The sequence below is a fragment of the Streptomyces sp. NRRL B-24484 genome, from assembly GCF_000717715.1.
Lineage (GTDB): Bacteria > Actinomycetota > Actinomycetes > Streptomycetales > Streptomycetaceae > Kitasatospora.
In genome coordinates this window covers 153,966-167,351 of record NZ_JOAI01000010.1, presented here as the reverse complement: position 1 = coordinate 167,351, position 13,386 = coordinate 153,966, and the positions used below count along the sequence as shown (strand labels likewise).

General features: G+C 73.7%; 14 protein-coding genes. 4 read left to right on the top strand and 10 right to left on the bottom strand.

Features of this window, described 5'->3' with window-relative positions:
- Window positions 1-91 precede the first annotated feature (91 nt).
- Entirely contained in the window at window positions 92-1,225 is a 1,134-nt protein-coding gene (locus tag IE98_RS0111955; protein WP_030268042.1) for an LLM class flavin-dependent oxidoreductase, read from the top strand.
- A gap of 68 nt (window positions 1,226-1,293) precedes the next feature.
- Here the strand turns inward: IE98_RS0111955 and IE98_RS0111950 are convergent, their stop codons facing one another.
- A complete protein-coding gene (locus tag IE98_RS0111950) occupies window positions 1,294-1,686 on the bottom strand; it encodes an SCO5389 family protein (protein WP_030268041.1) in 393 nt (130 codons plus the stop codon).
- A gap of 564 nt (window positions 1,687-2,250) precedes the next feature.
- Here IE98_RS0111950 and nucS point away from each other — a divergent pair.
- On the top strand, window positions 2,251-2,910 hold the full coding sequence (gene nucS / locus IE98_RS0111945; protein WP_030268040.1) for an endonuclease NucS: 660 nt from the start codon (window positions 2,251-2,253) through the stop codon (window positions 2,908-2,910).
- Window positions 2,911-2,938: 28 nt separating this feature from the next.
- Here nucS and IE98_RS0111940 read toward each other — a convergent pair whose 3' ends face one another.
- The 3 genes from IE98_RS0111940 to IE98_RS0111930 all read right to left on the bottom strand — a co-directional run bounded on the left by IE98_RS0111940 (window position 2,939) and on the right by IE98_RS0111930 (window position 6,902).
- Window positions 2,939-5,128 (bottom strand): hypothetical protein, encoded by a 2,190-nt coding sequence (locus tag IE98_RS0111940; RefSeq protein WP_052390423.1) that lies wholly within the window; start codon window positions 5,126-5,128, stop codon window positions 2,939-2,941.
- A gap of 203 nt (window positions 5,129-5,331) precedes the next feature.
- A complete protein-coding gene (locus tag IE98_RS0111935) occupies window positions 5,332-5,703 on the bottom strand; it encodes an STAS domain-containing protein (RefSeq protein ID WP_030268038.1) in 372 nt (123 codons plus the stop codon).
- Between the two features lie 332 nt (window positions 5,704-6,035).
- Window positions 6,036-6,902, bottom strand: a complete 867-nt coding sequence (locus IE98_RS0111930) for a 3-hydroxyacyl-CoA dehydrogenase family protein (protein WP_030268037.1) — start codon at window positions 6,900-6,902, stop codon at window positions 6,036-6,038.
- 192 nt (window positions 6,903-7,094) lie between these two features.
- On the opposite strand from IE98_RS0111930, the gene IE98_RS0111925 reads away from it, so the two are divergent.
- Window positions 7,095-7,409: a hypothetical protein gene (locus IE98_RS0111925; protein WP_030268036.1), complete on the top strand. Its 315-nt coding sequence runs from the start codon at window positions 7,095-7,097 to the stop codon at window positions 7,407-7,409.
- Between the two features lie 7 nt (window positions 7,410-7,416).
- Here the strand turns inward: IE98_RS0111925 and IE98_RS0111920 are convergent, their stop codons facing one another.
- Window positions 7,417-8,118 carry a response regulator gene (locus IE98_RS0111920; protein WP_043173970.1) on the bottom strand — a complete coding sequence of 234 codons (702 nt, stop codon included), beginning with the start codon at window positions 8,116-8,118 and terminating at the stop codon, window positions 7,417-7,419.
- A complete protein-coding gene (locus IE98_RS0111915) occupies window positions 8,115-9,329 on the bottom strand; it encodes a sensor histidine kinase (RefSeq protein WP_043173999.1) in 1,215 nt (404 codons plus the stop codon). Before IE98_RS0111915 ends, IE98_RS0111920 begins: the two co-directional genes overlap by 4 nt.
- Before the next feature lie 132 nt (window positions 9,330-9,461).
- Between IE98_RS0111915 and IE98_RS0111910 the strand changes: the two genes are divergently transcribed.
- Window positions 9,462-10,016: a hypothetical protein gene (locus tag IE98_RS0111910; protein ID WP_030268033.1), complete on the top strand. Its 555-nt coding sequence runs from the start codon at window positions 9,462-9,464 to the stop codon at window positions 10,014-10,016.
- 18 nt (window positions 10,017-10,034) lie between these two features.
- Here the strand turns inward: IE98_RS0111910 and IE98_RS0111905 are convergent, their stop codons facing one another.
- From IE98_RS0111905 to atpD, 4 genes are all read right to left on the bottom strand, one after another.
- On the bottom strand, window positions 10,035-10,607 hold the full coding sequence (locus tag IE98_RS0111905; RefSeq protein ID WP_030268032.1) for a cob(I)yrinic acid a,c-diamide adenosyltransferase: 573 nt from the start codon (window positions 10,605-10,607) through the stop codon (window positions 10,035-10,037).
- Window positions 10,608-10,716: 109 nt separating this feature from the next.
- Window positions 10,717-11,217, bottom strand: a complete 501-nt coding sequence (locus IE98_RS0111900) for a DUF2550 domain-containing protein (protein WP_030268031.1) — start codon at window positions 11,215-11,217, stop codon at window positions 10,717-10,719.
- Between the two features lie 142 nt (window positions 11,218-11,359).
- A complete protein-coding gene (locus tag IE98_RS0111895; protein ID WP_030268030.1) occupies window positions 11,360-11,743 on the bottom strand; it encodes a F0F1 ATP synthase subunit epsilon in 384 nt (127 codons plus the stop codon).
- 188 nt (window positions 11,744-11,931) lie between these two features.
- Window positions 11,932-13,386 carry a F0F1 ATP synthase subunit beta gene (gene atpD, locus IE98_RS0111890; RefSeq protein ID WP_030268029.1) on the bottom strand — a complete coding sequence of 485 codons (1,455 nt, stop codon included), beginning with the start codon at window positions 13,384-13,386 and terminating at the stop codon, window positions 11,932-11,934.

The window sequence follows — 13,386 nt, the reverse complement described above, 5'->3', positions numbered from 1 at the left end:
CCAGCGGCCCGACACCGACCAGCAGCCCGGCGCGGGGGGTGGGACGGCCCCGGCGACGGCGCTGCTGCCCCGCCCCGCGGCCACCGACCGGATCGCCGTCGGGGCGTTCCTGCTCTCCGCGCAGTTCCCCGGGCAGGGCCACGGCGAGGTGCTGGCCCGCACGGTGGACGCGGCCGTCGCCGCGGAACGGGCCGGCCTGGACGCGGTCTGGCTGGCGGAGCACCACTTCGTGCCGTACGGCGTCTGCCCGGACGCCGCGACCCTGGCCGGGCTGCTGCTCGGCCGGACGCGCAGGATCGGCGTCGGCACGGCGGTCAGCGTGCTGTCGACGGCGCACCCGGTGGCGCTCGGCGAGCGGGCGGCGCTGCTGCACCTGGTCTCCGGCGGCCGGTTCACGCTCGGCGTGGGCCGCGGCGGCCCGTGGATCGACCTCGACGTCTTCGGCACCGGCGTGGACGCCTACGAGTCGGGCTTCCCGGAGCGGCTGGACCTGCTGCTGCGCTGGCTGCACGGCACCCGGGTCGGCGCGGACGGGCCGCAGTTCTCCTTCCCGGAGGTGGCGGTGGTCCCGCGGGCCTCCGAGCCGCTCCGCCCGTCCGGGCTCGCGGACTGGCTCGGCCTCGGCGGTCCCGAGGCGGAGGCGGACCCGCTGCGGAACTTCCCCCGGCAGCGCCAGGAGGCGGGCGGGCGGCCGCAGTCGGGGCCGCCGGTGGTGATGGCCTGCACCTCCCCCACCGGGGTGCGCACGGCCGCCGAGCGGGGTCTGCCGATGCTGCTCGGCATGCACTCGGGCGACGAGGACAAGCAGCAGATGCTCGCCGCCTACCGGGAGGCCTGGCGGGCCTGCGGGCGCGGCGAGGAGCAGCTCGCCCGGGTCGAGCGGGAGCACGTCGCGGCGGGCGTGGTGCAGGTGGCCGACCGGACGGCGGTGGCCCGGGCCGACCTGCTGCAGACGATGCCGGGCTGGTTCGAGTACGGGCTCGGCGCGCACCGCACGGTCGACGGGCGGGAGCGCCGGATGCGCGACCCGCGCGCGTACACGGAACTGCTGTGCGACCTGCACGCCGTGGGGACGCCGCGGCAGTGCGCGGACCGGCTGCTGGCGACCGCCGAGCGCACCGGGATCCGCCGTTTCGCGCTGCTCGCCGAGGGCTCCGGCGACCGTGCGGCGACCCTGCACAACATCGAGCGGCTGGGCTCGGAGGTCCTCCCCGAGCTCGGCTGACGGCCGCGGGTGCCGGGACGGCCGACGGGGCCGGCCGGAGTGGTCCCGGCCGGCCCCGTCGGCCGGTGTCAGCAGTCGCGCAGCTCGGGCGACTGGTTGAGCAGCTGGGCCCGGACGGACGTGAAGCGCGCGTAGCGCTCCTCGTTCGACTCGGACGGGGCGAAGACCGCCACCCGGTGGCAGTTCTGGAACGCCAACCGCACGCCGAAGTGCCGCTGGAGGGCGCCCCGGATCGCGTCGCTGGCCATCGCGCGCAGCAGCTGGCCGCGGGCCTGCTCGCTGGGCGGCGGGACGTGGTTGTCGGCGAAGTCGGTGCCGTCGACCTTCGTCTGGGCGACCAGCGAGCTGATCAGCTCCCAGGCGTACGGGAGGGATGTACGGACGCAGTCGACGAACTCCCTCTCGTCGACCTCGCCTCTCTCGGCCTTCTCGAGCAGGGCCGGTGAGACGTCGAGCGACATTGGGTTCTCCTCTCGCGGTCCACCCGGGCGCGGCCCGCCGGGGTGGTCTTGCGGTTGGTGCGGTCGTACACAGTGGTGCGGTCCGGCCGGGCCCGTACGCGCGAACCGGCCCGATTCCCCGCCGACCTGACGGCCGGTCGGGGTGACGGGGGTCGGTCCGCGCCCGGGGAGCCCGGCGCGGGCGCCGCGGGAGCGGTGGTGACGGTGGGCGGGTGGCATCCGGGCGCACCCCTGTCGCGCGGGCGTGCGCCGGCGCGACAGCGTGCGGTCGCGCAGGACGACGGACGCTCACACCAGGGTGACAGGCGATTGCTCAGTGCGACGAGCTAATGCGTCGAATACCACCGGAATCGGTGCCGCAGCGGCCAGATTGGCCGGATCGTGTCGCAGCGTTCATCGCGAGTCTCCATCCCCGTGGGTCGGCCCCGGCCGGGCGGCGCCGGACGGAGGCCGCGTGCACGGCGTGTGACCGTGCGGACACCATGGTTCGCCGGACGCGCGAATTCTTCACCCCGTCGTCGCGGAATCGCATCAACTGGCCCCGGTGGGCTAGCGTGGTCGACCGTGCGTCTCGTAATTGCCCGCTGCTCCGTCGACTATGCCGGACGGCTCTCCGCCCACCTCCCGTCCGCCACCCGCCTCATCCTGGTGAAGGCCGACGGGAGCGTCAGCATCCACGCCGACGACCGCGCCTACAAGCCGCTCAACTGGATGTCGCCGCCCTGCACGCTCAAGGAGGCGGACGGCACCTGGACGGTGGTCAACAAGGCCGGCGAAAAGCTGATCATCACGTTGGAGGAGGTGCTCCACGACTCCTCGCACGACCTGGGCGTCGACCCGGGTCTGGTGAAGGACGGCGTCGAGGCGCACCTGCAGGAACTGCTCGCGGACCGCATGGAGGTCCTCGGCTCCGGCTGGTCGCTGATCCGCCGCGAGTACCCGACCGCGATCGGCCCGGTGGACATCCTCTGTCGCGACGCCGACGGCGCCACGGTCGCCGTGGAGATCAAGCGCCGCGGTGAGATCGACGGCGTCGAGCAGCTCACCCGCTACCTCGAACTCCTCAACCGGGACCCGCTGCTGGCCCCGGTGAAGGGCGTCTTCGCCGCCCAGGAGATCAAGCCGCAGGCCCGCGTCCTCGCCACCGACCGCGGCATCGGCTGCGTGGTGCTGGACTACGACGAGCTGCGCGGCATCGACGACGACAAGCTGAAGCTGTTCTAGGCCGCCCGGCCCCGCCGACGGCCCGGCGCTAGCCCGCCGATGCCGAACCGGTGTCGGTGGGCGTCGGGCTCGTCGTGGGGGTCACGGTCGGCGACGCGCTGCTCGCCGACGGCGAGGCCGAGGTGCTGGTGCCGGTGCTGGGCGTCCTGCTGGTCTGTCCCGGGGCGGGTGCGGTGGTCTTCGTCGCGGTCGGCTTCCGGGTGCCGGTGGCGCTCGCGGAGGCGGAGGCCGACTCGGAGGCCGAGGTCGAGGCCGATGCCGAGGGGCTCTCGGACGGGCTGTCGCTCGGCGAGGGCGTCGGGGAGCCGGAGACGGCGGCGGGCAGGTCGTCCCCGGTGGAGCTGTCGTCCACCGAAGTGCCCGGCGAGGTGCGGTTGGTGCCGGCGGATTCGTCGCCGCCGGTGTTGAGCCCGATCGCGGCGCCCAGCACGCCCAGCGCCATCACGGCCGCTGCGGCGGCGATCGCGGCCCGCTTGGCGTCCGACCCCTTCTTGGCCGTGGCGAGCCGCCAAGGGGCCTTGGCGATGGCCCTGATGACGGGTCGTCGGCCGACGCCGGGCAGTTCCTCACCGGAAGGCAGCTGCCGGGTCTCCGACTTCAGCAGGTCCAGCATCCGCCGCCCGGCGGCCCCGGAGTTCGGGTCGCCGAACGCGGCCCGCAGCGCGACCGCGGACTCCAGTTCGGCGAGCGCCCGCTGGTCCGAGTGCAGGCACAGCGCGAGCACCCCGAGCTCGTGGTGGAACCAGGCCTCCTCGGCGGTGGCCCGCAGCACCCGGGCGGCCTCCAGCCCGAGCTTGAGGACGCGCTCCCAGGCACCCCAGCGCAGGGACAGCGCCAGGGCCGGGGCGGCCGCACGGGCGAGCCGCAGCACGGCCTCCGGGCGGTCGGCGGCCCGGTCGGCGAGCAGCGCGCCGACGAGGACCTCCGCCTCGGCGGAGATCTGCTCGGTGGTGACCGAGGCGTGGCCCACCCACCAGGAGAAGTGCTCGGCGGCGCCGTAGGCGACCGTGCCGGGTTCGAAGCGTCCGGCGAGGAGTTCCTGGACGCCGGTGGTGAGCCGGTGGTGGCCGCCGACGGACACCGCGAGGCCGGCGTCGACGAGTTCGCGCAGGGCGCTCTCGCCGAGCCCGACGTCGATCAGCGCCGGCAGGTGCGGGGCGGTCGGGCACTCGCCGCCGAAGGCCAGCGCCAGGCGCAGGACGTCCTGCGCGGACTCGCTGAGCCCCTCGGCCAGCCGGACGGCCGGCGCGGCGCTCTCCGCGACCGTCGGCAGCGGGACGGTGCGCCGCAACTCGCCTTCCAGGACTGCCGGGTCGTCCGGTTCGGCGATCTCCTTGACCATGCCGAAGACGTTGTTGCGGTCCTCCTGCGCGGCGACCAGGGTGTCCACCGAGAGGTCGCGCTGGCGGAGCAGGGCGGCGGCCTGGACGAAGCGCAGCGGCAGGCCCTCGGACTCGAACCACAGGTCGACCGCCCAGGCCCGCTCGGTCTCGTCGAGCTGACGGCCCGCCAGGCGGCCGGCCAGCGTCAGGCAGGCGGACTTGGAGAGGCCCGCGACGGGGTGGTCCTCCATCCGCAGGCCGGGCGCCAGCAGGGGGCTGCCGGGCGGCGCGGCGACGAGGAAGGCGCAGTCCGGGGCGGCGTCGAGGAGTTCGGCGAGCTCCTCGTCGTCGACGTCCAGGTCGTCGATCACGACGACGGCGCCGACCTGGGAGAGCAGGGACGCCAGGTCGCGGCGGTCGGGCCGGTAGCCGGGGGCGTGGTGGGTCGCGGCGAACAGGTCCTGCAGCAGGTCGGCGCCGGTGCGGCGGTGGCCGCTGAGCCGGACGACACCGTCCGGGGCGATGCCGGCCGCGCCGTCGGCGACGGCGGCGAGCAGGGTGCTGCGGCCCGAGCCGGCCTGGCCGACGAGGCGGACGGAGCGGCCCTCGGAGACGGCCGCGACGAGCCGGGCGATGTCGCCCTCGCGGTCGAGCAGCGGCAGGTCCGCGGCGGCGCTGCCCATCGCCAGCGGGCCGACGGCGGGGCTGGGGCCGAGTTCGGGCCGGTCCTGGCGGCGGTCGCGGACGCGGCGCGGCTCGGGACGCCAGCCGTCGGGGCAGGGGCGTGCCTCGGAGCCGTCCGGGCCGCCGATCGCCAGCAGCAGGTCCCCGGAGACGACCTCTCCGGTGCGGGGGCGAACGCCTTCCTGCCCGAAGTCACCGGTCGGCTGTCCCACGTTCGTGCTCCGCCCCATGGTCGGCCGCCGGGCTGGTGCCGGCGGCGTCGAACCGGCCGCGCACCTGCTCCAGGCCCGCGCGACCGTGCTTGTGAGCGCAGACTTTTCCACACTCGCCGCGCGCAGCACAGACCGGTACCCCGAAGTAACGTTTCGGGTGGTGGTGCAGGGGGCGCCGGGGCGGTCGGGGCCGGGCCGCGGGATCAGGCGGTCGGCAGGATCAGCGGTGCGCCGGGGAGGCTGCCGAGGGCGGGCAGCGAGGTGCCGTAGGCGTCGGGGACGGTGCCCTCCACGGCGAGGATGCGGTGCAGCCGGGTGGCGACGAGCAGGCGCTGCAGCTGGGCGGGGACGTGCCGCAGGACGAGGCGGCGGCCGATCCGGCCGGCCCGCCGGTGGGTGCCCATGATGACGCCGAGGCCGGTGGCGTCCCAGAACTCCAGCCGGCCGAGGTCCAGCACGAGGTCGCCCTGGCCGCCGTCGACGGCGGCGTGCAGGACGGCCCGGGCGTCGGCGGCGCTGCGCACGTCGAGCCGGCCCTCGATGGCCAGGCCGCTGTGGTCGCCGGTGATGCGCACGCTCTCCTCCTCCGCTCGCCGTTCGGGTGTTCCGGGGCCCGGGCCGGTCGGGCGTCGTGACGCCGCGCACCGGGGGCCGCGCCGGTCTCCCCCTCGTCTGAGTCTGACGGTCAACCAACTCCGCAGGTTTCTCCCCTTCGGCGGAGTCCGAGGCAACTTCACCCGTCCGAGGGAATATACGCAGGAACTCCCCAGACCTACGCTCGATTACCGCCCAAATCACCCGTCTGCGGCAGCATCGTGAGCAAACTCACCCGCGCGGGTGCGCCGTTGTGAGGGCCGGGTCACACGGGCGGCGCCGACGGCCCCGCCGCGCGGCCCGGCCGGCGTCCTCAGTCCTCGTAGGGGTAGAAGCCGCGGCCGCTCTTCCGGCCGAGATCGCCCGCGGTGACCATGCGGGCCATCACCTCCGGGGCCGCGAACTTCTCGTCCTGGGTCTCGGCGTAGATGTTCCGCGCCGCGTTCACCAGGATGTCGACGCCGGTCAGGTCGGCCGTCTGCAGTGGGCCCATCGGGTGGCCGAAGCCGAGCCGGCAGGCCGTGTCGATGTCCTCCGCGCTGGCCACTCCGGACTCGTACAGCCGGGCGGCCTCGACGACCAGGGCGGTGATCAGGCGGGTGGTGATGAACCCGGCGACGTCGCGGTTGACCACCACGACCTCCTTGCCGACGCCCTCGGCGTAGGCGCGCGCGGCGGCCAGCGTCGCGTCACCGGTCTTGTAGCCGCGGACGAGCTCGACCAGCCGCATCAGCGGCACCGGCGAGAAGAAGTGGACGCCGACGACGCTCTCCGGGCGGGCGGTGGCGGCGGCGATCCGGGTGATCGGGATGGCCGAGGTGTTGGTGGCGAGGACGGCACCGTCCTTGGCGATCTTGTCGAGTTCGCGGAACACGCCCTCCTTGACGTCCAGCCGCTCGAAGACCGCCTCGACGACGATGTCCGCATCGCCCGCCGCATCGAGGTCCGTGGTGGTGGTGATCCGGCCGAGCGCCGCCTCCGCCTCCTCGGCCGTCATCCGGCCTTTGCCCACGAACTTCTCGTACGAGGCCCGAATGCCGTCGAGGCCCCGCTGCAGCGCGGCCTCGGTGACGTCCCGCAGCACCACCGGGTGCCCGGCCTGCGCCGAGACCTGGGCGATGCCTGCGCCCATCAGGCCGGCGCCGATGACGGCGATCCGCTGGGCGGGTGCGTTGCTCATGGCAGGGTCTCCCGGATGCTGGTGGGCGCCCGTCGCCGGCAGTGGCCGGTGGACGCCGGGCGTGGCGCGGTCAGGGCGGGGTCCCTCCCCCGGAGCCGCGCCGCTCACGGGCCGTGACTCTAATGCCCTCGGGCGCCGAACGGTGAGAATGTGGAGTGTGATCTGTACCCGACGGCTGAAGGGTTTGGCGCGATGACCGCGGTGCCCCCGCTGCTGGCCCTCCTGATCGGCCTGGGGTTGACCGGCGTGCTGGTGCTGCTGCTCCGCTGGACGTACGGACACGGGCGCTCCCTGGTGGCCCGCCGGCCGCACGCCGGCAACCCGGACGAGTACGGGCTGCTGGTCAGCGTCGCCGCGCCGGCCGATCCGGACGAGGCCCTGCGGATGTCGGCGCTGCTCACCGCCGAGGGGGTGCGGCACACCCTGGTGGAGACGAGCGCGGGCCCGCGGCTCATGGTGTGGCCGGACGACTCCGCAAAAGCCCGGCAGGCGCTCGACCGGCGCTGACGGACCGTCACGGAGCCTCGGCGCCGCCCCCGGGGCCGGGGCCCGGCCGGGGCCGCTCCGGCGGCATGATGCCCAGCTCCTGGGCCAGCACGGCGGCCTGCACCCGGCTGCGCAGGGCGAGCTTGGCGAGGATCCGGCTGACGTGCGTCTTGGTGGTGCCCTCGGCCGTGCCGAGGAGTTCGGCGATCTGGGCGTTGGACAGCCCGGCGCCCAGGCAGGCCAGCACCTCGCGCTCGCGGCCGGTCAGCTCGGCGACGGCGGCCCGGGCCTGCGCGGTGTCCTGGCGGCCGGGCCGCGCGAAGGCCGAGAGCAGCCGCCGGGTCACCGAGGGCGCCAGCATGCCGTCGCCGCGGGCGACCGTCCGGATGCCCTCGACGAGGCCGTCGGCGTCGACGTCCTTGAGCAGGAAGCCGGCCGCGCCCGCCCGCAGCGCGCCGTAGACGTAGTCGTCGAGGTCGAAGGTGGTCAGCACCAGCACCTGGGCGGCGTCCGCGGCGACGACCCGACGGGTGGCCTCCACGCCGTCCAGCCGCGGCATCTGAATGTCCATCAGCACCACGTCGGGCCGCAGCTCCACCGCCAGCCGGACGGCCGCCTCGCCGTCCGCGGCCTCGCCGACCACCTCGATGTCCGGCTCCGCGCGCAGGATCATCACCAGTGCGGCCCGCACCGCCGCCTGGTCCTCCGCGACCAGCACCCTGACGGTCATCCGTCGGCCCCCTTCGTCTCGCGCGGCAGCACCGCCCGCACCCGCCAGCGGCCGCCCCGCGGCCCCGCCTCGAAGTCGCCGCCCAGCAGCTCGGCGCGCTCCCCCATCCCGACCAGCCCCGCCCCGGCGCCGAGCAGCGCCCGGCCGGCGGCGTCCTCACGGTACGGACTGTCGACGGCGATCACCACGTCCGCGGCCCGGTAGTCCACCCGCAGCCGGACGGTGCCCGGGGCAGCGTGCTTGACCGCGTTGGTCAGCGACTCCTGGACGATCCGGTACGCGGCGAGCTCCAGCGGCACCGGCAGCTCGCCCGGCTCCCCCGACGCCGCCGCCTCGAAGGCGAGGCCCGCGTCCTGCCCGGCCGCCCGGGCCCGGTCCAGCAGCGCGTCCAGGGCGGCGAGCCGCGGTGCGGCATACGACTCCGCGCCGCTCCCGCCGACCGCCGGCGGCCCCGCCGGGGCGTCCCGCCGCAGCAGGCCGATCATGCGGCGCATCTCGGCCAGCCCCTGGACGCCGTTCTCCCGGATCACGGCCAGCGCGGCGACCACCGGGTCGTCCGCCGGGCGGTCCTGCCGGCGGGCGGCGGACTGCGCGCCCGTGGCGTGGATGGCGATCGCCGACAGGTGGTTGGCCACGACGTCGTGCAGCTCGCGGGCCATCCGGGCGCGCTCGGCCGAGACCGCGGCCCGGCGGTCCAGCTCTGCGAGCAGCGCGGTCTGCTCGGCGCGCAGCCGCTCAGCCTCGGCGCGGTCCTGGTGCCGGCGGACCAGCTCGGCCGTCCAGACCGGGGCGATGAAGACCAGCCCGCAGAAGCCGGCCACCAGCAGGGCGTCCGGCACCTCGGCGTACAGCGCGGTGAGCCCGGACAGCACCAGCGTGGTGGCCCCGCCGGTCAGGTGCAGCACCTTCGCCATCCGCGGCGGGCCGTACAGCACCGCCGCGTACAGCAGGTCGGTGTACATCACCAGGGTGGCGAGCAACGAGCCGGTGGCGAGGCCCGCCGCGAGGACCAGGCCGCCGAGCGAGGCCGTCCAGATCGGCCGGGTGCGCCGGAACAGCTCCAGGACGGCCATCGCGAGCAGCGGCAGCGCCGCCGCCCAGCGCGGCACGGTGGCGCTGTGGTCGTAGGCGCCGAACGCGATCAGCACCAGGCCGCCGAGCAGGCCGGCCAGGGCGATGAGCGCGTCGTGCCGGCGCGGGGAGAGGGTCACGGCACCATCCCACCATCCGCCGCGGGCACCCGTGCCGACCTGCGGGAGGAACCTGCCGTACATCGAAGGTCTCACCGGGGATCACCCGCCGCGACGACGCGCGGGCGCCGCGTGCGCGACAGGCTGGACGGCATGGTTCCCCTGATCGTCGCCGGCGAGATCGGCTTCTGGGTGGTGCTGGCCGTGGCGCTCGCGGTCCGGTACGGGTTGCGGCTGCGCCGCACGGGCGCCGTCCTGCTGGCGCTGCTGCCGGTGGTGGACCTGCTGATCCTCGCGGCCACCGTCGCGGACCTGCGGGGCGGCGCGGTCGCCGACTGGACGCACGGGCTGGCCGCGAGCTACGTCGGCTTCTCGGTCGCCTACGGCCACTACCTGGTGCGGTGGGCCGACGGCCATGCCGCCCACCGGCTCTCCGGCGCACCGCGTCCGGCCGGGCCGCCGAAGTACGGCCCGGCGCGGGCCGCCCACGAGTGGCGGATGTTCCTCCGCACCCTGGTGGCCTCGGCCCTGACGGTCGTCCTGATCGCCGCCGTCCAGTGGTTGGTCGGCGACGCGGCCCGCACGGCGGGCCTGGACTCCTGGTACCCGCGGATGGCACTGGTGGTCGGCATCAACCTGGTGATCGCCGCCAGCTACACCGTCTTCCCCAAGCACGAGCCCGGAACGGCCGCGGACCGCCGGCCGTGAAGCGGGCGACGCCGCGCCCTACCGGTTCTCACCCGGCACCCAGAGCACGTCGCCGATCTCCTTGTTGGCCGTGCGGGCCAGGATGAAGAGCAGGTCCGACAGCCGGTTGAGGTACTTCGCGGTGAGCGGGTTGACGGTGTCGCCGTGCACCTCGATCGCCGTCCAGGTCGACCGCTCGGCCCGCCGCACCACGGTGCAGGCCAGGTGCAGGTGGGCCGCACCCGCGGTGCCGCCGGGCAGGATGAAGCTGCGGAGCTTCTCCAGTGCGCCCAGGTAGTGGTCGCAGTCGCCCTCCAGCCGGTCGATGTACCCCTGCTCGACCCGCAGCGGCGGGTACTCGGGGTTCTCCACGACCGGGGTGGCGAGGTCGGCGCCGACGTCGAAGAGGTCGTTCTGGATCCGCGTCAGCACCGCGGACACGTCGGCCGGCAACCCGCCGACCGCCAGGGCCACACCGATCGCGGCGTTGGCCTCGTTGGTGTCGGCGTACGCGATCAGCCGCGGGTCGGTCTTGGTCGTGCGGCTCATGTCGCCGAGGGCGGTCGTGCCGTCGTCGCCGGTGCGGGTGTAGATGCGCGTCAGGTTCACCATGGCCGCAGCCTAGCGCCGACGCGGAGCCTGTGTTAGGCGGTGTTAACCAGCCCACACGGGCCGGGCGAAGGACCGGACAACATTGGCCCACCCCTTGAGAGGGCCGTCGCTACGCGACGTTGACCCGCTGCCCGGGCGGGGCCGCCTCCAGCCAGGCCAGGAAGCCGGTGAGGGCGTCCTCGCTCATGGCGAGCTCCAGCGGGGCGCCGTCGTGCAGGCAGCGCAGCACCACCGAGCCGGAGAGCAGCGCCATCTCCTCCTGGCCCTCCGGATAGCGCCGGCCGAGGACCTCGATCTCGGTGCGCGGCAGGACGCGCCGCGGCCGCGGGGCGTACGAGAAGACCCGGAACCACTCGATCGAGTCGCCGCTGTACCGCCCGATACCGAAAACCCACCCCTTGCCGTCGGTCGTGTGGACCGGGGCCGAGGTGGGTTGGCCGTTCTCGTCGAGGTCGGGCTGCGTCGAGGCGTCGGCAGGCATTTTGAGCCGGAGACTGCAGTCGAACGTGCCGCCTACTCGCTGGATCACGCGGCGTCGTACCGCGAACACCATCAGTCCGATCACGGCGAAGGCGACGATCGCCGCGCACACCACAAGGGCGAGGACCATGCTCACCGACCTCCTCGCTCCTGCGTTCCCCGTGACGGCCGTGTCACCGGCCGCCCTGTCCTACCAACTGATACGACAGTCCCGGGGTCACGCTTCCGCGTCCCCGGGACCGTCGGTCGACCCCGCTGTCAGGGTCGGATGCTCAGGCGTGGGCCTTGAGACCGCGCGCCGCCACCAGGCGGACCTCGGCGCGACGCTCGGCGTGAGCGTCAAGCTCCGCCTGTGCGCCCTCCAGCGCGCGCTGGGCACGGGCGATGTCGATCTCGTCCGCCAGCTCGGCCACCTCGGCGAGGATGGAGAGCTTGTTGTCGGCGAAGGAGATGAAACCGCCGTGCACCGCGGCGAGGACGGTCCCGCCGTCGGTGGTGCGGATGGTGACCGGACCGCTCTCCAGCACGCTCAGCACCGGGGTGTGACCGGGCATGATGCCGGTGTCACCGGAGGCCGTACGGGCGACGACGATGGTGGCCGCACCGGACCACACCTTGCGGTCGGCTGCGACCAGCTCGACGTGCAGCTCAGCCAACGTGGGCTCCTAGGCTCTTGAAACCGTCGATTACTCGATGGTTTCGGTAAGAATAACGGGCCCGCACCCCTGTCATGAAACCAGGGACACGGAGATGACCGGGATCACAGCCGCTGTGTGCCGTGAGGGGTGGCCCCCGGGAGACGGGGACCACCCCTCACAGTCACTCGGCCATCACGTCGGCCTGATTACTTCTTCGCCAGCTCGGCAGCGTTCTTCTCGAGGTCCTCGATGCCACCGCACATGAAGAAGGCCTGCTCCGGGACGGAGTCGTACTTGCCGTCCGCGATCGCGTTGAAGGCCTCGATGGTCTCCGACAGCGGCACGGTCGAGCCGTCGACGCCGGTGAACTGCTTCGCCACGTAGGTGTTCTGCGAGAGGAAGCGCTCGATGCGGCGGGCGCGGTGGACGGTGATCTTGTCCTCCTCGCTCAGCTCGTCGATGCCGAGGATCGCGATGATGTCCTGGAGGTCCTTGTACTTCTGCAGGATGCCCTTGACGCGGATGGCCGTGTCGTAGTGGTCCTGCGCGATGTAGCGCGGGTCCAGGATGCGGGACGTCGAGTCCAGCGGGTCGACCGCCGGGTAGATGCCCTTCTCCGAGATCGGGCGCGACAGAACGGTGGTCGCGTCCAGGTGGGCGAAGGTGGTCGCCGGCGCCGGGTCGGTCAGGTCGTCCGCGGGGACGTAGATCGCCTGCATCGAGGTGATCGAGTGACCGCGGGTCGAGGTGATGCGCTCCTGCAGGAGGCCCATCTCGTCGGCCAGGTTCGGCTGGTAGCCCACCGCGGAGGGCATGCGGCCGAGCAGGGTCGACACCTCGGAACCGGCCTGGGTGAACCGGAAGATGTTGTCGATGAAGAGGAGCACGTCCTGCTTCTCGACGTCGCGGAAGTACTCCGCCATGGTCAGGGCGGACAGCGCGACGCGCAGGCGGGTGCCCGGCGGCTCGTCCATCTGGCCGAAGACCAGCGCGGTCTTGTCCAGAACGCCCGAGTCCACCATCTCGTGGATCAGGTCGTTGCCCTCACGGGTGCGCTCGCCGACACCGGCGAACACCGACACACCACCGAAGTTCTCGGCGACGCGGTAGATCATCTCCTGGATCAGAACGGTCTTGCCGACACCGGCACCACCGAACAGACCGATCTTGCCACCCGTGACGTACGGGGTGAGCAGGTCGATGACCTTGATGCCGGTCTCGAACATCTCGGTCTTCGACTCGAGGTCGGAGAAGTTCGGGGCCTTGCGGTGGATCGGCCACTTGACCTCGACCTGGGCCTCGAACTCCGCCTTGTCGACGTTCAGCACCTCACCGAGGGCGTTGAACACCTTGCCCTTGGTGATCTGGCCGACGGGGACGGAGATCGCCGCACCGGTGTCGGACACCTGGGCGCCGCGGACGAGACCGTCGGTCGGCTGCATCGAGATGCCGCGGACCAGGCCGTCGCCGAGGTGCTGGGCGACCTCGAGGGTCAGGGTCTTCTTGCCCGTGCCGTCGGGGTTGTCCACCTCGACGTGCAGGGCGTTGAACATGTCCGGAATCGCGTCGACGGGGAACTCCACGTCGACGACCGGGCCGATGACCCGGGCGACGCGGCCCGTGGCCAGTCCGGCGCCCGTCGGCTCAACAGTGGTGGTCAT